The sequence below is a fragment of the Lentzea alba genome (assembly GCF_011067745.1).
Taxonomy (GTDB): Bacteria; Actinomycetota; Actinomycetes; order Mycobacteriales; family Pseudonocardiaceae; genus Lentzea; species Lentzea alba.
The window spans coordinates 211,671-230,959 of the sequence record NZ_JAAMPJ010000001.1 but is presented as its reverse complement, the minus strand read 5'-3'; the positions used below and the strand labels follow the sequence as shown (position 1 = coordinate 230,959).

Annotated in this window: 21 protein-coding genes; 11 read left to right on the top strand and 10 right to left on the bottom strand. The window is 67.7% G+C overall.

All coding sequences use genetic code 11. The features are described 5' to 3' along the window. The first annotated feature begins 61 nt into the window (after positions 1-61). Entirely contained in the window at positions 62-2,440 is a 2,379-nt protein-coding gene (locus G7043_RS01050) for an FtsK/SpoIIIE family DNA translocase (RefSeq protein WP_166042898.1), read from the top strand. A gap of 16 nt (positions 2,441-2,456) precedes the next feature. Here G7043_RS01050 and G7043_RS01045 read toward each other — a convergent pair whose 3' ends face one another. The 7 genes from G7043_RS01045 to G7043_RS01015 all read right to left on the bottom strand — a co-directional run bounded on the left by G7043_RS01045 (position 2,457) and on the right by G7043_RS01015 (position 7,531). Then, positions 2,457-2,939, bottom strand: a complete 483-nt coding sequence (locus G7043_RS01045; RefSeq protein ID WP_166042896.1) for a phospholipase — start codon at positions 2,937-2,939, stop codon at positions 2,457-2,459. Between the two features lie 85 nt (positions 2,940-3,024). Further along, entirely contained in the window at positions 3,025-3,678 is a 654-nt protein-coding gene (locus G7043_RS01040; protein WP_166042894.1) for a nitroreductase family protein, read from the bottom strand. A 6-nt stretch (positions 3,679-3,684) separates the two neighbouring features. After that, positions 3,685-4,839 carry a YcaO-like family protein gene (locus G7043_RS01035; RefSeq protein ID WP_166042892.1) on the bottom strand — a complete coding sequence of 385 codons (1,155 nt, stop codon included), beginning with the start codon at positions 4,837-4,839 and terminating at the stop codon, positions 3,685-3,687. Beyond that, a complete protein-coding gene (locus G7043_RS01030; protein WP_166042891.1) occupies positions 4,836-5,246 on the bottom strand; it encodes a hypothetical protein in 411 nt (136 codons plus the stop codon). The genes G7043_RS01035 and G7043_RS01030 overlap by 4 nt, the downstream gene beginning before the upstream one ends. A 94-nt stretch (positions 5,247-5,340) precedes the next feature. Then, positions 5,341-6,132: a hypothetical protein gene (locus G7043_RS01025; protein ID WP_166042889.1), complete on the bottom strand. Its 792-nt coding sequence runs from the start codon at positions 6,130-6,132 to the stop codon at positions 5,341-5,343. Then, positions 6,116-6,967, bottom strand: coding sequence for a MerR family transcriptional regulator (locus G7043_RS01020; protein WP_313887649.1), 852 nt, complete (start codon positions 6,965-6,967; stop codon positions 6,116-6,118). The genes G7043_RS01025 and G7043_RS01020 overlap by 17 nt, the downstream gene beginning before the upstream one ends. Before the next feature lie 63 nt (positions 6,968-7,030). Continuing rightward, the gene (locus G7043_RS01015; RefSeq protein WP_313887648.1) at positions 7,031-7,531 is read right to left on the bottom strand and encodes an amino-acid N-acetyltransferase; all 501 of its coding nucleotides are present in this window, start codon (positions 7,529-7,531) and stop codon (positions 7,031-7,033) included. A 132-nt stretch (positions 7,532-7,663) separates the two neighbouring features. Here G7043_RS01015 and G7043_RS01010 point away from each other — a divergent pair, with 132 nt between their 5' ends. The 10 genes from G7043_RS01010 to G7043_RS00965 all read left to right on the top strand — a co-directional run bounded on the left by G7043_RS01010 (position 7,664) and on the right by G7043_RS00965 (position 17,280). Continuing rightward, positions 7,664-8,860 carry an AAA family ATPase gene (locus G7043_RS01010; protein WP_166042883.1) on the top strand — a complete coding sequence of 399 codons (1,197 nt, stop codon included), beginning with the start codon at positions 7,664-7,666 and terminating at the stop codon, positions 8,858-8,860. A 49-nt stretch (positions 8,861-8,909) separates the two neighbouring features. Further along, positions 8,910-9,386, top strand: coding sequence for an RloB family protein (locus tag G7043_RS01005; RefSeq protein WP_390827100.1), 477 nt, complete (start codon positions 8,910-8,912; stop codon positions 9,384-9,386). 39 nt (positions 9,387-9,425) lie between these two features. Then, positions 9,426-10,829, top strand: coding sequence for a 30S ribosomal protein S12 methylthiotransferase RimO (gene rimO, locus G7043_RS01000; protein WP_166042879.1), 1,404 nt, complete (start codon positions 9,426-9,428; stop codon positions 10,827-10,829). Continuing rightward, complete coding sequence (gene pgsA, locus G7043_RS00995) at positions 10,826-11,404, top strand: CDP-diacylglycerol--glycerol-3-phosphate 3-phosphatidyltransferase (RefSeq protein ID WP_166042870.1); 579 nt, start codon at positions 10,826-10,828, stop codon at positions 11,402-11,404. The genes rimO and pgsA overlap by 4 nt, the downstream gene beginning before the upstream one ends. Then, a complete protein-coding gene (locus G7043_RS00990) occupies positions 11,401-11,880 on the top strand; it encodes a CinA family protein (protein ID WP_166042867.1) in 480 nt (159 codons plus the stop codon). Before pgsA ends, G7043_RS00990 begins: the two co-directional genes overlap by 4 nt. 102 nt (positions 11,881-11,982) lie before the next feature. After that, positions 11,983-12,405: a helix-turn-helix domain-containing protein gene (locus tag G7043_RS00985; RefSeq protein ID WP_166042864.1), complete on the top strand. Its 423-nt coding sequence runs from the start codon at positions 11,983-11,985 to the stop codon at positions 12,403-12,405. Positions 12,406-12,764: 359 nt separating this feature from the next. After that, positions 12,765-13,616 (top strand): PspA/IM30 family protein, encoded by an 852-nt coding sequence (locus G7043_RS00980; RefSeq protein WP_166042862.1) that lies wholly within the window; start codon positions 12,765-12,767, stop codon positions 13,614-13,616. Positions 13,617-13,650: 34 nt separating this feature from the next. Then, a complete protein-coding gene (gene pspM / locus G7043_RS00975; protein WP_166042860.1) occupies positions 13,651-14,472 on the top strand; it encodes a phage shock envelope stress response protein PspM in 822 nt (273 codons plus the stop codon). A 167-nt stretch (positions 14,473-14,639) separates the two neighbouring features. Then, on the top strand, positions 14,640-15,893 hold the full coding sequence (locus G7043_RS00970) for a uracil-xanthine permease family protein (protein ID WP_166042858.1): 1,254 nt from the start codon (positions 14,640-14,642) through the stop codon (positions 15,891-15,893). Between the two features lie 172 nt (positions 15,894-16,065). After that, a complete protein-coding gene (locus G7043_RS00965) occupies positions 16,066-17,280 on the top strand; it encodes a glycosyltransferase (protein ID WP_166042856.1) in 1,215 nt (404 codons plus the stop codon). Here the strand turns inward: G7043_RS00965 and G7043_RS00960 are convergent. From G7043_RS00960 to G7043_RS00950, 3 genes are read right to left on the bottom strand one after another with little or no spacing between them, the layout of a single operon-like run. After that, positions 17,261-18,238, bottom strand: coding sequence for a quinone-dependent dihydroorotate dehydrogenase (locus G7043_RS00960; protein WP_166042854.1), 978 nt, complete (start codon positions 18,236-18,238; stop codon positions 17,261-17,263). The genes G7043_RS00965 and G7043_RS00960 overlap by 20 nt on opposite strands. Before the next feature lie 42 nt (positions 18,239-18,280). Next, positions 18,281-18,799 carry a hypothetical protein gene (locus tag G7043_RS00955; RefSeq protein ID WP_166042852.1) on the bottom strand — a complete coding sequence of 173 codons (519 nt, stop codon included), beginning with the start codon at positions 18,797-18,799 and terminating at the stop codon, positions 18,281-18,283. Next, positions 18,796-19,230, bottom strand: coding sequence for an RNA polymerase sigma factor (locus G7043_RS00950; protein WP_166042850.1), 435 nt, complete (start codon positions 19,228-19,230; stop codon positions 18,796-18,798). The genes G7043_RS00955 and G7043_RS00950 overlap by 4 nt, the downstream gene beginning before the upstream one ends. Positions 19,231-19,289: the final 59 nt, after the last annotated feature.

Below are 19,289 nucleotides of genomic sequence, written 5' to 3'. Positions count from 1 at the left end.
ATTTCGCACGCGTCCCAGTTGCAAACGGGGCTGGTGAGACGCGAGGGACTACCTTATACACATGGCCGGGCGCACAGGGACTTCACGAAAGACCACGTCACGCGGCAAAGCACCAGCCAAGCCGCGGGCGCGATCCACCGCGTCCAGAAAGCCCGCTCCCCACAAGAGCAGTGGCGCGATCAGCGCGGTGTGGGGCGCTTTGGGGCGTGGTGTCGGCAGCCTCGTGCGCACGGTCAGCCGTACCAAGGACCTCGACCCCGAACATCGTCGTGACGGTCTCGGGCTGTTGCTGATCGCGCTCGCGTTCATCACCGGCGCCGGCGTGTGGTGGCAGGCCGGCGGACCGGTCGGGCAGTGGGTCGACGTCGCCGTGCGCAGCTCCGTCGGGTTCCCCGCGGTGATCGTGCCGGTCGTGCTGCTCGGCATCGGCGTGACGTTGATGCGCACCGACCCGAAGCCCGACGCGCGGCCGCGGCTGATCATCGGCTCGTTGCTGATGATGATCGGCGTGCTCGGCATGTTCCACCTCATCGGCGGCCTGCCGATGGACCCGCTCGAACGCCGCTCCGCCGGTGGCGCCCTCGGCTATCTCGCCGGTGGGTTCCTCGCGCAGGGCCTCACGCCGTGGGTCGCCGGGCCGTTGCTGTTCCTGATCTTCGGATACGGCCTGCTGGTCGTGACGCACACGCCGATCCGCCAGGCACCCGAACGCATTCGCTCGCTGCTGCACCCCGGCACGAAGGACGAAGAGCCTGCCGCGGACGAGGAGCAGGAAGAGGAGCCGAAGCCGGTTCGCCTGCGCCGTCCGTCGCGCCGTCGCCAGGCTCAGGTACCGGACGAGGAAGAGCCGCAGGCCGAACTCCCGTTGGAGGAGCCCGAACCCGCGCCGAAGCCCGCGGCGAAGAAGGAGAAGGCCGCCGCTCCGGCGATGGTCGTGCGCGCGGTCGACGGCGAGTACCAGCTGCCGCCGCCGGACGTGCTCAAGGACGGCGACGCGCCGAAGACCCGCAGCAAGGCGAACGACCTCATGATCGAGGCGATCTCCGGCGTGCTGGACCAGTTCTCGATCGACGCCCAGGTCACCGGCTTCACCCGCGGCCCGACGGTCACCCGGTACGAGGTCGAGCTCGGCCCCGGCGTGAAGGTCGAGAAGATCACCGCGCTGACCAAGAACATCGCGTACGCCGTGGCGACGGACAACGTGCGCCTGCTGGCCCCGATCCCGGGCAAGTCGGCGGTCGGCATCGAGGTGCCGAACAGCGACCGCGAGATGGTGCGCCTCGGCGACGTGCTGCGCGCGCCGTCCACGGTCAAGGACACGCACCCGATGGTGATCGGCCTCGGCAAGGACATCGAGGGCCACATGGTCACCGCGAACCTGACGAAGATGCCGCACCTGCTGGTCGCGGGCTCCACGGGTTCCGGCAAGTCGTCGTTCGTGAACTCGATGCTGGTGTCGCTGCTGGCCCGCGCGACGCCGGACGAGGTCCGGATGATCCTCATCGACCCGAAGATGGTCGAACTGACGCCGTACGAGGGCATCCCGCACCTGATCACGCCGATCATCACGCAGCCGAAGAAGGCCGCGGCGGCGCTGGCGTGGCTCGTCGAGGAGATGGAACAGCGCTACCAGGACATGCAGGTCAACCGGGTGCGCCACGTCGACGACTTCAACCGCAAGGTGAAGTCCGGCGAGATCACCGCGCCGCCGGGATCCGAACGCGTCTACCGCCCGTACCCGTACATCATGGCGATCGTCGACGAGCTCGCCGACCTGATGATGACCGCGCCGCGCGACGTGGAAGACGCGATCGTGCGCATCACGCAGAAGGCGCGTGCGGCGGGCATCCACCTGGTGCTGGCCACGCAGCGACCGTCCGTCGACGTCGTCACCGGCCTGATCAAGACCAACGTGCCGTCGCGGCTGGCGTTCGCGACGTCGTCGTTGACGGACTCGCGGGTCATCCTGGACCAGCCGGGCGCGGAGAAGCTGATCGGCATGGGCGACGCCCTGTACCTGCCGATGGGCGCCTCGAAGCCGGTGCGCATCCAGGGCGCGTTCGTCGGCGACGAGGAGATCTCCTCGATCGTCGAGTTCACCAAGAACCAGGCCCAGCCCGAGTACACCGACGGCGTCACGGCGCAGAAGGCCGGCGAGAAGAAGGAGATCGACGCCGACATCGGCGACGACCTGGAGCTGCTGGTGCAGGCGACCGAACTGATCGTCACGTCGCAGTTCGGTTCGACGTCGATGCTGCAGCGCAAGCTCCGCGTCGGGTTCGCGAAGGCGGGGCGCCTCATGGACCTGCTGGAGACCCGCGGCGTGGTCGGTCCGTCCGAGGGCTCGAAGGCACGTGAGGTGCTGATCAAGCCGGACGAGCTCGAGTCCGTGATCTACCTGATGCGTGGAGGCGGCCCCGCCGGCGACGACGAGGACTGAGTTCTACTGCTGAGTTCTACTTCAGGCCGGCCTGCTGGATGCTCGCCTGCTCGATGCTGCTCGCGGTGGACGCCGCGCTCGCGCCGAACTCGCGCACGGCCTTGTAGTAGATGTCGGCGGTGCGCTTGCACGCCCAGTTGCCGTCGCACTGCTTGTACATGTCGGACTTGAAGTTCTTGTCGATGCTCAGCCGCGTGGTCTCGTTGAACCGGGACTGGCGCTTGTAGTTGCGGTAGCCGAAGTCGTGCCGGTGGCAGGCGGGCAGGAACTTGAAGCCGAAGGGGTTGTCCGGCGAGTACGAGCAGCCGTCGGACGACCAGTCGAGCTGGCCCGCGTGGGGCTGTTGAGCGCGGAGTGTCTTGAACTGGCTGAGTGTCTTCGTGAAGAGGTAGTCGTCGGTCACCGCGACGATGTTCACGGCCTGAGCCGGAGCGCCGGTGAAGATCAGGGACAGGGTCGCGGCGGCACCCACGAATGCCGAACGCAGGGTCTTCGACATGGCGAGCTCCTCGGAGAGTGTGAGCAGGGTCTCGCCAGTTGTAGCGGGTGATCGTCTGTCCTCGGTAGACACGATCTGATGAACGTCAGGTGATCGTGTGACCGCATGCGATCGCTGTGGCCACGCGAAGTTCGCGCGGTAAGCCGAGTGAGTGAAGCATCTCGTGGTCCGCTACTCCGCCGAGCAGATAGCCGCCGAGTTTCTGCTCCGCCAAACGGAGGCAGATGCTCTGTGCGGCCGCGCCGACCTCGATCAGGCCGAACCGTCCTGCTCGCTCTCCGTATTTCTCGAACGCCTCGTTGTCTTTTAACACCAGCACGATCGTGAGCGGTGGCACTTCCGGCGTGCCGAGGATCTCGGCGAGGTTCTCCGGGGCCGCGCCGATGTCCTGGAGGGCGTGTCTGCGGATGTCGTAGCGAACCGCGCGGCCGTGGTGGAAGGCGTAGCAGTGCACCGGGTTCAGGCCGCCGGCGGACGGGAAGCTGTTGTCGCCCAGCGCGCCGAGGACGGTGCCGAGCTGCTTGTCGGTCAAGGGTTTTCCAGCGAACTCCCTCGTGCTCCTCCGCGCCTGGAACAGCTTCTGCAGCCGGTCCTTGGGCTTCGGCAGCGGCCGGGGCGCGGTGGGCAGCTCCAGCGGGTCGATCAACGGCGGCCGCGGGCGGAAGTCGCGCAACCGTTCGCCGAGCCGGCGTTGGTGCAGCGGGGAGAACCGGCTGGCGGCCCAGAAGTCGTCGAACACCTCAAGTCACCCCAGTGGATGCGGTGCGGGATTGGGGAACACGCCCGGTGAGGCGTGCGGGTAGCGCCAGTGCAGTTCGCTCGTCCGTCCGCCCAGATGAGGCCAGCGGTGGTCGGCGTGCAGCGGTGCGAGGTCGGGGGAGAGGACGCGGACGCAGTGCAGTCCGACGGCGGACAGCTCCGGCGTGGTCAGCTCGCGGTAGGCGAGCCGGATGTCCGCGCCGTCCAGGGCGTGCACCAGTTCGGTCAGCTCTGCTTCGGTGCCGATGTTCTTGGCATCCTGAGGTGGATCCGTCTCGATGCCCGCGAACCACGGCAGCGCGTCCCACTTCTCCGGATGCGTCGCGTAGTAGACGGCGTGCTTGTCGAAGTCGGTGACGTCCTCGACGGGCTCGGCTCCGTTGCGCGCCAGCCACACCTCGATGAACACCGTGCCCTGCACCCACTCCTCGTAGGCCTTTCGCAGCGCGTCCGCGACCGTTGCGCGGCAGGCGAGGCCGAGGGTCGGGCGTGGTTTGCCGGCGATCGGCAGCGAGCCGGCCACGGCGATCACCGGGTGCGGGCTGTAGGCGGGCGTGAGGTCGAAGGCTTGGGCGCCGTGCGGGAGCTCGGCTGAGAAGCGTTGAGGTGCAATGGAATGCAGCCAGGTCGTGGTGAACGCGTCGCGCTCGACCAGTTCCTGGGTGGCCCTCAGCAACGCGCTGGTCGTCGACGGTCCGGCGGCGAGCCCGGACGAGGTCGCGGGCAGTCCGTGCCCGGCGTCGAGGCCGACCAGCCCGGCCGGTACGCGGATGGGTTCGTTGGCGGGCAACGTCCACGCCCGTGTGTACTTCGTGTCGACGTAACCCTTGCGGTAGCGGTAGTCGCCGCGGACACGTTGCTCGATGGTGTGCAGGCTGAAGTGTTCCAACGGCCAGCACTCGCCGTCGGTGACGATCTCCAGTGGCGCTCGCGCGGCGGCGTGCCGTTCCAGCGCCTCGGCGATCGCGGCGGTCTTGGTGGTGCCACCGGACGTGCCGCCGGTGGCGAACGGCTCCGGCACCGCGGCCCAGCCCTCGACGTCCACATCGGACAGACTGTGCGGCACCGGGTGCAGTTGGGACACCACACCCTGTCGCCAGCCGACCGCGCGCTCGATCAGCGCCTCCGCGACGGTCTTCACTTCTCACCCCGGTAGCGCCGGAAGATCCAGTACCCCAGCGTCAGCGCCGCACCGACGTAGAGCCCGCCGGCCACCCACGCGACGCCCTCGCCGACACTGGCGATCGGCCCCAGCACGAACAGCACCACGAACGGCTCCACACACCACAGCGCGGCCCAGACGAGCAGCCGGACCACGCTTCCCACCGGATTCGGCGACCGGGCGATGAACCCGGCGGCGACGGCCCACGCCAGCGCCGCTCCGAAGCCGCCGAGCCACCAGGCCCAGTGGATGTCGAAGACCGCGCCCATCGTGACGAACGGCAGCACGACCACCAGCAGCGGGAAGATCGCGGCGGGCAGTACGAGCACGCTGCGAGGTCGAGGCAGCTCTTTCGTCTCCTCGCGCAGCGCCATGGGGATGTGCACGGCCGCACCGACCGAGGAAATCGCGCAACAGCAACAACAGCAGCAACAGGTGGGCGTCGCGGCGTTGGCGGCGGCCGCACCCGGCGAGAACTGGTCAGGTAACCGGACTGCCGTCCCGTTCATGTGTCCCCCAAGGAAGTGTCACGCGCCCGAACTCGACCTTCGGGCAGATCTCGCAGTCCGCCGCGGGCAGCACGCTCTCGCGGGTCGTGGTGAACTCGTCGAGGTTGACGGTCACGACCGCGTCGAGCAGCGCCAGCGAGCCGTTGCGGATGTTCTGAACCGCTTGCAGCGCAAGTGAAATCGGGAAGTCGAACGACATCGCCGCCGGGTGTGGAGGAGGCGGCGGATCTCCCCACCGCCGCCCCGCCCGCACCGCGAGGCACGCCAGACACGCGCCGGCGCCGGGCACCACGAAGGGCCCGATCGCGGCGGTGTGGTGGTACGCGAGGTCCAGCAACAGGTGCGGAACCTTCGTCTCGCGCGCCACCTCGACCAGGTCGAGCAGCGTGCCGGTGGTCCGCACGACGAGCAGAAGATCCGGATTCTCGTTGTGCGGCAACCGCTCCACCAGCCCGGCGGGCGCCTGTCCGACGAACCGCGTGCCGACCCCCATCGGCTCGCGTTCGCCGGATGGCAACCCGGCCGGGCGGAGAGCGCCCAGGGTCCTCAGCTGGGCCACGTGCCGGCGCACCGGTTTCCCCAACCGGCTTTCGTCGACCGTTCGAGCCACTCCCCTCAAAACTGGCTCGAACAGTCCCGCCAGCGCCACGGCCACCGCCCTGGGCAGGTCCGGAATCAGGTACGCGAGATCAGCTCCCGCGTACACGACCAGGCCTTCGTCTCTCATCTGCGCGTGCCACGCGGGATCAGCGACCAGGCTCATCCTCGTCCCCCCGTTTCAGGAAGTTCTCGATCTCCTGCTCGCTCGGCAGATCACCCGCCGGATCCATCAGGTTCTCCGCGATCGGCGGCAACGGCTGCTCGGCCCACGCGGGCTGGAAGTCGTCGCTGGGCAGCAACCCGTGCCGTGACGCGAACTCCTCGGCCGCGTCCCGGATCGACTCGCGCAGCGTCCCCACCACCGCGGTCTCCGCCGTGTAGGTCAGCTCGACCAGCAACGCCCGCACGTTCTCCAGCTGGTTCTCGTCCCCGGCCTTGCGGGCCAGCTCCGGCCAGAACTGCCGCTCGAACAACCGCACGAAGTCCGCCGCCACCGCGTCGGTCGCCGTGCGCAGGCGCGTGAAGCTGTCCATGACGTCATCGCTGGGCACCCTGAGGCCGGCAAGCCTGCCGCCCGCTTCGAGTGCCCAGCGACGCGCGTGCGGCCAGCCGTACTTCCACCGCACCAAGCCCAACCGCATAGCCCGGAGGAGGAGTCGCGGTTGGACGTCTCCCATCGGAATCAGGTGCTTGATGTCGCGCACCTTGATCCGAACCCAGTCGTCGGGCCCCTCGGTCTCGCCCATGCCGAGCACCGCGGCGACCGACTCGCCCTTTTCACGTGCCGTGATGAGCTCGGCGATCGCCGGCAGCGAGAACCCCCGCTGCTGCAACCGCTGCACCAACGTCAACCGCTCGACGTGCGAGGCGTCGTAGTACGCCACGCGTCCCTGCCGTCTCGGCGCGTGCAGCACACCCTTCGTCTGGTACATGCGAATGGTGCTGCTGGGCAGGCCGATCCGGGCAGCGAGCTCGTCGATGGTCAGCGATTCGGGCACGGATGTGATCCTGGCGTGCCCAGGTTCGTCGAGTCAAGACTATTCGAGTATTTACTCGAATAGTTACAGCTCCAGCAGCATCCGGCTGTTGCCGAGCGTGTTCGGCTTCACGTAGCTGAGGTCGAGGAACTCGGCGACACCCTCGTCGACACTGCGCATGATCTCTTCGTAGACCTCGGGGCTCACCGGTGTGCCCTCGATCTCGACGAAGCCGTGCTTGGTGAAGAACTTGGTCTCGAACGTCAGCACGAAGATGCGCGCGAGCTGCAGCTCCTTGGCCGTGGCGATGAGCTGCGCCACGATCCGGTGCCCCACCCCCCGGCCGAGCGCCACGGGGGACACCGCCACGGACCGGATCTCGGCCAGGTCCTCCCACATCACGTGCAGGGCGCCGCAGCCGAGCAGCTCGCCGTCCTCCTCGGCCACCCAGAACTCCTGGACCGCCTCGTACAGCGTGACCAGCGGTTTGGCCAACAGGACCTTGCCCGCATAACCGTCGATCAACGCCTTCATGGCGCGCACATCGCTGGTGCGGGCGCGCCGCACGACTACCCCACTGGTCACGATCGTCAAGTATGAGCCGCGCCGCTGGCTGGGTGTCTTGAGGTGGCCGCTGTCGTGAAAACGGCCAGTCTGAGAAGCTAGGGGCCATCCCATGCGGTTTACTTGCATGAAGTAGCCTGTAGGAGGTGTCACGTGCTTCGCAGCTTTCGGCTGGGTAACCATCGCTCGTTCCGTGACGAGCAGGAGTTGTTGCTCATGCCCGTCTACTCCAAGGACCGCGAGGTTCTGTCGGTGGCCGCGATCTACGGCGCCAACGCGTCGGGCAAGTCGAACCTCCTCGACGGGCTCGGGTTCATGCAACGCGCTGTGCGTGACTCCTTCGCCGTGTGGAAGCCGGATGCTGGAGTGCCGCGCCGGCCTTTCGCGTTCAGCGCTGAAGACAGGCCGTCGGTCTTCGTCGTCGAGCTCGTGCTCGACCAGGTCCGCTACACCTACGGCTTCGAGGTCGACGACTGGAACGTCCGTGAGGAGTGGCTGTACTCGTACCCGGAGTCGCGCAAGCGCGTTCTGTTCGAACGTGATGCGGACGGACTCCGATTCGGCACCAAAGTAGATGACCGGCCGAAACTGGAGTTGTTGGGTGGCCTGCTCAGGCCGAACGCGTTGTTCCTCAGCCTGGTCGCGCAGTCGGCGGTGACACACGTGCTGCCGGTGTGGAACTGGTTCACGGAGAATCTCAGCTTCCGCGGCGGGACGAGCGCCCCCGTCCGCGTGGACGCCATCACCGAGTTCCTGGTCGCCAACCGGGCGGACCGCGACGGGATCGTCGACCTGATCCGCGTGGCCGACCTGGGGATCTCAGATCTGGTCCTGCTGGATCTGAAACGACACGACGGCTCGGCCCGACACGAACTCTTCCTCGCACATGGCGACGCGGAGGTGGTGCTGCCGCTGTCGGACGAGTCAGCGGGAACCCGGTCGTGGTTGAGCCTGCTGCCAACTGTGCTGACCGTGTTGCGCGCGGGCGGCACGTTGGTGATCGATGAGATCGACGAGAGCTTGCATCCCCGTTTGACCGCGGCTCTCGTGGGGCTGTTCCGCGATTCCGGAGCCAATCCCCGCAACGCCCAGTTGCTCTTCACCACGCACGACGCGAGTCTTCTCAGTCCGGTGCTGGGAGACGAGGTGCTCACTCGTGAAGACGTGTGGTTCGTGGACAAGAGAGTCGACGGCGCTTCGGAGCTCTACGCGTTGACGGACTTCAAACCGCGCAAGGAGGGCGAGAACTTGGAGCGCCGCTACCTGGGCGGCAGCTACGGAGCTGTCCCAGATGTGCAGGTCGAAGCGCTCGTCGCCGCCATGATGCGAGGTGTTGATGGCGCGGCGTGAGAACTCGGCTCGCCGCCACCGAACTCCGTCCAGGACGTCCGCCAGTCGTGTGCTCGCTGTGTGTTGTGGGCAGACCGAGCAGGCATACCTCGACGGGTTGAAGCGCCTTTCGAAACCAGTGACCCTGAAACCAGTGGTCAAGGTCGGATCGCCGGCACAGCTCGTCAGGCATGCCGTGAAGTTGCGTGAGAATGACGAGCACTGGTGTGTCGTCGATGTCGACGAGTTCGACATCGACGAGGCGATCGCGGAGGCAGCGTCGTCGGGCATCTCGTTGGCTGTGTCCAACCCGTGCTTCGAGGTATGGCTGATCTTGCACTTCGCGGACTGCACCGCAGGGCTTGCCAGTCCGAAGGCCGCTTCGGACAAACTGCGCAAACACCTGCCCGGCTACGCGAAGGGAGCGCTCGACTTCGCTCGGCTCGCAGAACTCGTCGACAAGGCGGTCGAGCGGGCCAAGGCGCTGGGCGCCGGTAACCCGTCGAGTGACATGTGGCGGCTGGTCGAGGTCGTTCGGAAGCACTGAATTCAAGGTCTGACACCTCGGCCGGTTACCCTGAGCACCGTGTCTTCTCCCACCACTCCGCGACGCGTGTCGCTGCTGACCCTGGGCTGCGCCCGCAACGAGGTCGACTCCGAGGAACTCGCCGGACGCCTCGGCGAAGGCGGCTGGGAGCTGGTGGACGAGGACGCGGACGTCGTCGTCGTCAACACGTGCGGCTTCGTCGAGCAGGCCAAGAAGGACTCCGTCGACACGCTGCTCGCCGCGTCCGACACCGGCGCCAAGGTCGTCGCGGTCGGGTGCATGGCCGAGCGGTACGGCAAGGAGCTCGCGGACAGCCTCCCGGAGGCGGCCGCGGTCCTCGGGTTCGACCAGTACAACGACCTCGCCGAGCGCCTCAACGACGTGCTGCACGGCAAGCCGGTCGAGTCGCACGTGCCGGTGGACCGCCGCACGCTGCTGCCGATCACGCCGGTCAAGCGCCAGGAAGCCAAGGACGCGGTTCAGGTGCCGGGCCACGGCTGGGGTCCCACCAAGACGCCCCGCAAGCGGCTCGACGACGCCCCGGTGGCGCCGTTGAAGATCGCGTCCGGGTGCGACCGGCGGTGCAGCTTCTGCGCGATCCCCAGCTTCCGCGGCGCGTTCGTGTCGCGGCACCCGGACGAGGTCGTGGCCGAGGCCATGTGGCTGGCCGAGAACGGCGTCAAAGAGCTGTTCCTCGTCAGCGAGAACTCGACGAGCTACGGCAAGGACCTGCCGCGCGAGCAGGGCGCCCTGGAGCAGCTGCTGCCACGTCTCGCGTCCATCCCGGGCGTCGAGCGCGTGCGGGTCAGCTACCTGCAGCCGGCCGAGACCAAGCCGAGCCTCGTCGCCGCCATCGCGAAGACCGACAAGGTCGCGAACTACTTCGACATGTCGTTCCAGCACTCCAGCGAGAACGTGCTGCGCCGCATGCGCCGGTTCGGTGACACCGACAGCTTCCTCAAGCTCGTGTGGCAGATCCGCGAGCACGCGCCCGAGGCCGGCATCCGCAGCAACTTCATCGTCGGCTTCCCCGGCGAGACCGAGGCGGACCTGCAGGAGCTGGAGCGGTTCCTCACCGAGGCGCGGCTCGACGCGGTCGGCATCTTCGGGTACTCGGACGAGGACGGCACCGAGGCCGAGGAGCTCGACGGCAAGCTCGACGCCGACACCATCGCGGAGCGCGTGCAGCGGATCGGCAACCTCGTCGAGGAGCTGACCAGCCAGCGCGCCGAGGACCGCGTCGGGTCCGAGGTCCTCGTGCTGATCGAGCACGAGGAGGACGAGGAGAACGACTGCGTCGGGCGCGCCGAGCACCAGGCGCCCGAGGTCGACGGCGAGTGCATCGTGCTCGAAGCCGAGGGTCTCAAGCGCGGCGACTTCGTGCGGTGCCGCGTGGTCGACTCCGAGGGTGTGGATCTGATCGTCGAGGTGCTCGGGACATGACAGAGGCCCGGAAGGTCCCGCTGCTCAACGTCGCGAACATCCTCACGATGGCGCGGCTGGCGCTCGTTCCGGTCTTCCTGTTCTCCCTCTTCGAAGCCGGCGGCTTCGACACCACGTGGCGGCTGATCGCGTTCGGCATCTTCGCCGTCGCGAGCTTCACCGACCACATCGACGGCACACTCGCCCGCAAGCACGGGCTGATCACCGACTTCGGCAAGATCGCCGACCCGATCGCGGACAAGGCGCTGACCGGGTCCGCGCTGGTGGGCCTCAGCATGCTCGACGTGCTGCCGTGGTGGATCACGATCACCATCGCCGTGCGCGAGGTCGGCGTGACGCTGCTGCGGTTCTGGGTGATCCGCTACGGCGTCATCCCGGCCAGCCGCGGCGGCAAGGCCAAGACGCTGGCGCAGGTCATCGCGATCGGGCTGTTCGTGCTGCCGCAGAACGACGTGCTGGAGCTCATCGCCTGGGTGATCATGGCCGTCGCGCTGGTGCTCACCGTCGTCACGGGAATTGACTACGTCATCCGGGCGTTCAAGTTGAAGGCAAGGGCAGGTCGAGCCGTCGCATGACGAACGTGGTCGAGCTGCTCAAAGCGAGGCATCACACCGTCGCCACCGCCGAGTCGCTGACCGCGGGTCTGCTGTGCGCGACGATCGTCGACACACCGGGGGCGAGTGCCGTGGTCCGCGGTGGGTTGATCGTCTACGCGACCGAGCTCAAACACGAGCTCGCGGGCGTGGATCAGCAGTTGCTCGACGAGCACGGCGCCGTGCACCCCGACGTGGCGGTTCAACTGGCCGACGGAGCCCGGAAACGGTGCAAATCGGACTGGGGAATCGGGCTCACGGGTGTCGCCGGACCTGATCCGCAAGACGGAGTTGCTCCAGGCACGGTCCACATCGGCTTGAGCGGGCCCGGAGTGTCCACAGTGCGGACAATCACGGTGAGTGGTGACAGGAAAGCGGTGCGTTTCACAGCCGTGGAAAAAGCGCTGGTCCTGCTGTCGGAGTACCTGCTGATGACCGAAGACGGGAACAAACGATGACTCCGTGTTCGTTCGCCCTTGGCGGACGTGTTCGGAAGTCACTGCCCGTTGTCGGTGTCGATCGGTAACGTAGGGACACGGCCGGCCGGAAGGAGGCGCGCGATGACCGTGCTGCTACGCGAGGCGATCGGTGATCGACTTCGCCATGCCCGCACCAACCAACGCCGCACGCTGCGCGAGGTCTCTCGGACCGCCCGCGTGAGCCTGGGGTACCTGTCCGAGGTGGAGCGCGGCCGCAAAGAGGCGTCCAGCGAACTCCTCGCGGCCATCTGTGACGCGTTAGAGCTGCCGCTGTCCGAACTGCTGCACCACGTCGCCTCCGACATCGGCGCCGTCCAGCAGACGCCGGACACGGTGCCGGACACCGTCCCGGACGGACGAGCGGATCGCGGCAAGCTGGAAGGTGGCCGCGTGCTGCCGACCACGCTGTCGGACGACCTGTCCGACCTGCGCCTGCAGCCGATGCTCAGTCACCGGCTCACCAGCAAGATCGGCGAGACGCCCAAGGCAGTCGTCGCGGCTTGATCCCATGTCATCCCACGACCCCGTTCGCCCATCGGCGAGCGGGGTCGCCTGCATGCGGGTGACACGTCATCGGCTGTGGCCCCCGCCACGTGACGGTCTGCAACAAGATGGCCCCTTCGTACGTTCACCATGCAACGACGCCAGCACGCTGAACGGCAGGCAACGGCTTGGCCACAGCACGTTGGGTCACCGCGTCCCGGGACGCGGGTGCGGGCAGGATTGGCACGTCGTCAGGCGTGTACTCCTAAGTCCCGGGGTGGGTCAGGGTGTTCCCGGATATCTCCCCGTGTCGGTGGATACGCCGACGCACAATTGAGACGATGGATCCAACACCGGCACCGAGAAGGCAGGCGTAGGAGATGGCCAGTCCGTTCGCGAAGTTCTGGAAGTACCTGATGGCGTCGTTCTCGTCGAAGATCGACGAGCACGCTGACCCCAAGGTGCAGATCCAGCAGGCCATCGAGGAGGCGCAGCGGCAGCACCAGGCCCTCTCTCAGCAGGCTGCGGCCGTCATCGGCAACCAGCGTCAGCTGGAGATGAAGCTGAACCGCCAGCTGGGCGAAGTGGAGAAGCTGCAGGCCTCCGCGCGTCAGGCTCTCGTGCTCGCCGACGAGGCGCGCGCGAAGGGCAACGAGCAGAAGGCGACGGAGTTCGAGAACGCCGCGCAGAGCTTCGCCACCCAGCTCGTCACCGCCGAGCAGGGCATCGAGGACCTCAAGACGCTGCACGACCAGTCGCTGCAGGCCGCCGCGCAGGCCAAGCAGGCCGTCGAGCGCAACTCGATGATGCTGCAGCAGAAGCTGGCGGAGCGCACCAAGCTCCTCAGCCAGCTGGAGCAGGCCAAGATGCAGGAGCAGGTCTCCGCGTCGCTGACCCAGATGAGCGAACTCGCCGCGCCGGGCAACGTGCCGTCGCTGGAAGAGGTTCGCGACAAGATCGAGAAGCGCTACGCGACCGCCATCGGGTCCGCCGAGCTCGCCCAGAACTCGGTGCAGGGCCGCATGCTCGAGGTGCAGGCCTCGACCACGCAGATGGCCGGCTCGTCGCGTCTCGAGCAGATCCGCGCGTCCATGCACGGCGGTGCGGCGAACACGCCTCCGCAGGTGACCGCGGGCAACAGTGCCGCCGCGCAGATCCAGGCCGAGATCGCGCAGCGCGTCCAGCAGGAGCAGAAGACCACGCAGCAGCAGGTTCCGCCCGCCCAGAACTGACGGGCAGCGGAGCAGGAGGAGTCAGCAGGTGATCATGGAGCCCTGGAGAAACCGTCCCAACAACGAGATCGTCCGCAAGGTCGTCAACGAGTTGGGTGCGTCGCTCCAGGGCCACCCGCTGGCCGAGCAGGCGCGGTACCGCCTGCAGAAGTGGAACGACCCGGTCGCCAAGCTGGAACGCAAGCGCAAGCGCACCAACGCCGTGCTGACGTTCTGGCTGGCCCTGATCACGATCTTCGGCACGCTCGCCGTCTTCGGCTTCACCGGCGTGCTCGGCACGTGGGCCGCGGTAGGCGGCACGATCGGCGCCGCCGTGCCCGGTCTGCTCGCCGTGCGCAGCGGGTTCAAGCTGCGTGAGCTCAGTGCCGCCCGGCAGCGGCTGGCGTTGTCGCCGCCGCCACCGCCCCGGCCGCCGCTGCCCGCGCACATCTCGTCGGCGCGGGTGCCGATGGAGAAGCTGCACAGCGCCGAGGACACGATGAACCAGCTGCTCGTGCAGCTCGACTCGCCCGCGCTCACGACGATGCCCACCGAGTCCGTCCAGCACGCCCGGCAGACCGCCCAGGAGGCCTCGACGGCCATCCGCGCGGTGTCCGCGCAGCTGCAGGCCGTGGAGCGCGCTCGGGACACGGCACCGCCGCTGGAGCGCGCGCCGTTGGTCGAGGGTGTCCGGGTGCTCAGGATCCAACTGGCGGACGGCGTGGACCGCTACTGTGCGTTGGTGGCCGCGGCCGGACAGGCGCTGGCCGCGAGCACGCAGTTCCAGGACCCGCGCGCGGTCCTGGACGACGCCACCGACCACATGGCAGGTCTCGCGTCCGCGATGCGAGACGTGTCAGGCTATTCAGCGTACTGAGCGTGACCCTCGGTAATCACCTGCGCCTATTCGGCGAGTCTCTCTGGAGATCCTTAGGGCAATCGTGTGATTATCAGACCGTTATCTAGCCGTAGCCACTACATGGCGTGGCAGGATTCCGGGGCCGGTCTGCGGGAAGTCCGGCTGAATTGCCGGGAGGCAGTGCGTTGGCGTTGTGGACCGTGCACGGGGACGGTCGGATCACCGACAGTGAAACCGTCGCACCCCAGGAACGGGTGAGCTGGCCGCTCACCATCGGGTTCGGAGTGCAGCACCTGGTCGCCATGTTCGGCGCGACGGTGCTCGTGCCCACCGCCACCGGCCTCCCTGTCGCGACCACGCTGCTGTTCTCCGGCCTGGGCACGCTGCTGTTCCTGGTGATCACCAAGAACCGCGTCCCGAGCTACCTGGGCTCGTCGTTCGCCTTCGTGGCGCCACTGGTGGCCGCGCGCGAACAGGGGGTCGCGGCCCAGCTGGGCGGGGTCGTCGCCGCCGGACTGCTGGTGATCGTCGTCGGCATCGCGGTCAAGGCGCTCGGCGTGCGGCTGCTCGAGTCGGTCATGCCGCCGGTCGTCACCGGTGCGGTCGTGATCATCATCGGCCTGAACCTCTCGCACCAGGCCACCTCGAACTTCGCCGAGCAGCCCCTGCTGGCCGCCATCACGACCGTGGTGATCCTGCTGGCCGGCGTGCTGGGCCGCGGCCTGCTGTTCCGGTTCTCGATCCTGATCGGCTTCCTCGGGGTGTGGATCGGCGGCCTGCTGTTCGGTGCCGTGCCGTCGTCGAAGTTCGACGCGCTGCGGGACGCGGCGTGGGTGGGCCTGCCGCAGCTGTCCCAGCCTGAGCTCCGGCCGTCCGTGGTGGTGCTGGTGCTGCCCGTGGTGATCGTGCTGGTGGCCGAGGTCGTCGGGCACGTGAAGGCGGTCGCGGCGCTGACCGGCCGCAACCTCGACGGCAGCGTGGGCGACGCGATCATCGCGAACGGCCTGTCGACCGCCTTGTCCGGTCTGGGCGGTGGCGTCGGGACGACGACGTACTCCGAGAACATCGGCGTGATGGCCGTGACGCGCATCTACACGACGGCGGCGTTCGCGTTCGCCGGTGTGTTCGCCACGGTGCTGGCGTTCTCCCCGAAGGTCATCGCGCTGTTCGGCACCATCCCGCCGGGAGTGCTGGGCGGGTGCACGTTGGTGCTCTACGGCCTGATCGTGCTCATCGGCGTGCGCATCTGGATGGACCGCGGGGTCGACCTCGCGAACCCGGCGAACGCGATGGTCGGCGGCGCGGCGCTGGTGGCCGGCGTCGGCGACCTGACGATCGAGATCGGCGAGTTGCAGATGGGCGGCATGGTGTGGGGCTCGCTGCTCGTCGTGATCCTGCACCCCGTGATGCGCTGGCTGCGGGCTGCACGGCGTAACTAGTCGTTACCCGTTTGTGTGGTTTTCGTCCCTCCACTCCGGACCGATCCCAGTTCCGGTCCACTGGAGGGAGTTTCACCATGGTCGCCGCGTACTACGTGGTGCTGTTCCTGGCCTGCGCGATCATCGCGGGCAGCCTTGCCGCGTCCCGCATCCGCCTGCTGCGCTACCGCCGATGACGTCGCTGGCGTGGCTCATGGTGCCGCTGGCGATGATCGGCATCGTGCGCGTGTGCGTCGTTCTGGTGGCGGCTGACCTCTACGACCTGTCTTTGCGTCGCTCGCGTCCATCGCCTTATGCGCCAGCGGTTTGGGTCGTGATTCCGGCGTACAACGAGGAACTCTGCGTCGCCCGCGCTGTTCAGTCCGTTTTGGACAGTTGTTACCCAGGCGTGTCGGTGATCGTGGTCGACGACGGTTCCACGGACGGCACGCTGGCCGCGTTGCAGCGTTTCGGTTCGCGTGTTCACGTTGTCTCGCAACCGAACCAGGGCAAGGCGGCGGCGATCAACACCGGCATGCACCTGGTCGGTGACGGCCTCGTGATGGTGCTGGACGCCGACTCGACGTTGTCCCGCTCCGCCATATCGCGGATGGTCGCGCACTTCGCCGACCCGCTCGTGCTCGCGGCCGCGGCGAACGTGAAGATCGCTGCACCGCACGGTGTGATGGGTTGGGTGCAGCGGTTGGAGTACGCGGTGGTGCACCGCCTGAAGCAGGGCTACACGGTGTTCAACTGCGAGTACGTCATCGGCGGTGTCGGCTCGATGTTCCGAACGTCGATCGTGCGCGCGTGCGGCTACTTCGACACGGACACGATGACCGAGGACATCGACTTCTCCATGAAGATCCTGTCCGTGCGCGGCAACTTCGACTGGCGAATCATTTTCGCGGCCGACGCGATCGCGTACACCCAGGCCGTGCCGTCACTACGAGGTCTGCTGCGGCAACGGTTCCGGTGGAAGTTGGGGCGTCTGCAGGCGTTCTACAAGCACCGCTCGCTCTTCTTCGGCACGTCCTGCTCGCGCCTTCTCTCGTGGGTGCACCTGCCGTACACGGCGGCGGGGGAGGTGCTCGTGCTGTTCGAGCCGTTGTTCGTGTACGTCGTCGTCAGCGCGACGTTCCACACGGGCTGGTTCACCGGTGTTCTGCTGCTGTGTGCCGTCTACACGGGCGTTGCGTTCTTCACCATCATCGGCGACCTCACCGAGCCGTGGCGGGCCAAGGCGCCGTTGCTCGCCTTGGCGCCGTTGGCCTACCCGCTGTTGATGGTGATCGTGTTCGTGGACTTCGTCGCTGTGCTGCGTTCGATGCTCACCGTGCTGCGCGGCTACCGTCCGGTCGGCCGTTGGGAGCACGTCGAGCGCACGCTCACCTCAGTGCCCGGTTGATCCTGCTGACGAGCCCAGGGCCTCCGTAGATGAACCCGGTGTAGATCTGCACGAGGCTGGCGCCGGCGTCGATCATGCGCTTGGCGTCGTCCGCCGTCGCGATGCCGCCGACACCGATGACGGGCAGCTCCGAGTTCTTGGTGATGAACCGGACCACGTCGTTCGCGCGCTGGGTGAGGGGCTTGCCGCTGAGGCCGCCCGTCTCGCTTTTGTGGGCGCTCGTGAGGCCCTCACGGCTGAGTGTGGTGTTCGTGGCGATGAGGCCCTTGATGCCGTTGTCGAGGCACACCTGGATGACCTCTTCGATGGCGTCGTCGGTGAGGTCCGGCGCGATCTTGACCAGCATCGGCTTGTCCGTGGCCCGCGTCAGCGCCTGCACGAGCTCGGTGAGCGCGCCCTTGTCCTGGAGGCTGCGCAGACCGGGCGTGTTCGGCGAACTGACGTTGATCGCGTAGTAGTCGCCGTGGTCCTTGAGAGCGTTCAGCGAGTTCAGGTAGTCCTGCACCGCGTCCTCGACCGGCGTGATCTTGGACTTGCCGAGGCTGATGCCCAGCGGAGCCTTCAGGGCGGTGCGGTCGAGCTTGGCGGCAAGCGCTTGCGCCCCCGCGTTGTTGAAGCCCATCCGGTTGATGATCGCCTCGTCCTCGCGGAGCCGGAACAGCCGCGGCTTCGGGTTGCCCGGCTGTGCGTGCCAGGTGACGGTGCCGACCTCGACGAACCCGAACCCCAGCGCGGCCCACGCCGGCAGCGCCCGTCCGTCCTTGTCCAGCCCGGCCGCGAGACCCACCGGGTTGGGGAACCTGATGCCGAAGACGGTGCGCGGGTTGTTCTGGTTGCGCGCGAACCTCGCCAACGGGCTCAAGCGCGCCATGACGTTGAGCGTGGTCTCGTGGACCCGCTCCGCGTCGCCGCCGTGCATTCCGAACAACGCCCTGCGAACCACCTGCTTGTAAACCACGCGCCCACCCTATAACGCCAGTTCAGGGTGGGCGCGCGGCCCTCAGCTGCCGACCTCGGCGAGGCAGTCTGGCGCCGGGTCGCGGTGCGGACCGGTGATGGAGAACCCGCTGCCGCGGCCCGGCAGGTTCGAGACGCCCAGCAGCACCGTGTAGCCAGGCGGGATGTCGCCAGGGCTCATCGTCACCGAGCCTTCCGCGGTGCGGGGCACCTGGTAGCCGCCGAGGAGGTCCAGCTTGCTCTCGTCGAGCGGAGCGCACTCACGTGACATCGGCACCGCTTTCGCGCCGATCCCGTACTCGCGCAGCTTGGCGTTGGCCGGCGCGATCCCTTTGATGTCCCTGACGGTCACCGTGACACTGCCGTCGGCGTTCTTGGTGACCGCGTACGCCTCCGGGGAGTTGCCGGTCATGGTGATCGCCACGGTGGCCGCGCCCGCGACCGCCAGCGCACCGGCCGCCACGAGCACCGGCCTGGTCGAACGCTTCGACGCCTCGGGTTCGGCCACCGTCGGCCCGTGCTCGCGCATCAGGTTGTCCAGAAGGTCGTCCTTGAAAGTCATGCCTGCCCCCTCAACTTGCCGTGTGCGCGGAAGAGCCTGATCCGCAACGCGCCGGACGAGACGCCCAGCGCGGCCGCGGCTTCCTTGATCAGTTCGCGGCCTTTGCGTTCGGCGTCGATGCGGCCGACCAGGTCGTCGATGTCGTGACCGGACAGCACGCGGCGGCCGTGCATGCGCACGACCACGTCCCGGCCGCGGGTGACGGCCTCGCAGTGCTGCGCGAAGACCCGGCGGCCGATGCCCAGCAGCCAGGATCGGGCGGTGCCCTTCGAGCGGTTGAACGTGCTGAACGACGTGATAGCCGCGACGAAAGTGTCCGCGGTCAGGTCGGCCGCGGTCTGCGGGTCGGCGGTGCGCCGGGCGAAGTACGCCATCACGACGTCGAATTCGGCCTGGTAGATGGCCTCGAACGCGACTGCCGCGGGTGTCACCGGCGGCGGATGGACTGGAACTGGAACTGTCATCGGCTGACTCACGCTGATGGTTGCCG

Coding starts and splice junctions, on each gene's coding strand:
- G7043_RS01050 (WP_166042898.1), top strand. CDS start 62: ATGGCCGGGCGCACAGGGACTTCACGAAAGACCACGTCACGCGGCAAA.
- G7043_RS01045 (WP_166042896.1), bottom strand. CDS start 2,939: ATGTCGAAGACCCTGCGTTCGGCATTCGTGGGTGCCGCCGCGACCCTG.
- G7043_RS01025 (WP_166042889.1), bottom strand. CDS start 6,132: ATGAGCCTGGTCGCTGATCCCGCGTGGCACGCGCAGATGAGAGACGAA.
- pgsA (WP_166042870.1), top strand. CDS start 10,826: ATGACAGAGGCCCGGAAGGTCCCGCTGCTCAACGTCGCGAACATCCTC.
- G7043_RS00990 (WP_166042867.1), top strand. CDS start 11,401: ATGACGAACGTGGTCGAGCTGCTCAAAGCGAGGCATCACACCGTCGCC.
- G7043_RS00985 (WP_166042864.1), top strand. CDS start 11,983: ATGACCGTGCTGCTACGCGAGGCGATCGGTGATCGACTTCGCCATGCC.
- G7043_RS00980 (WP_166042862.1), top strand. CDS start 12,765: ATGGCCAGTCCGTTCGCGAAGTTCTGGAAGTACCTGATGGCGTCGTTC.
- pspM (WP_166042860.1), top strand. CDS start 13,651: ATGGAGCCCTGGAGAAACCGTCCCAACAACGAGATCGTCCGCAAGGTC.
- G7043_RS00965 (WP_166042856.1), top strand. CDS start 16,066: ATGACGTCGCTGGCGTGGCTCATGGTGCCGCTGGCGATGATCGGCATC.
- G7043_RS00955 (WP_166042852.1), bottom strand. CDS start 18,799: ATGACTTTCAAGGACGACCTTCTGGACAACCTGATGCGCGAGCACGGG.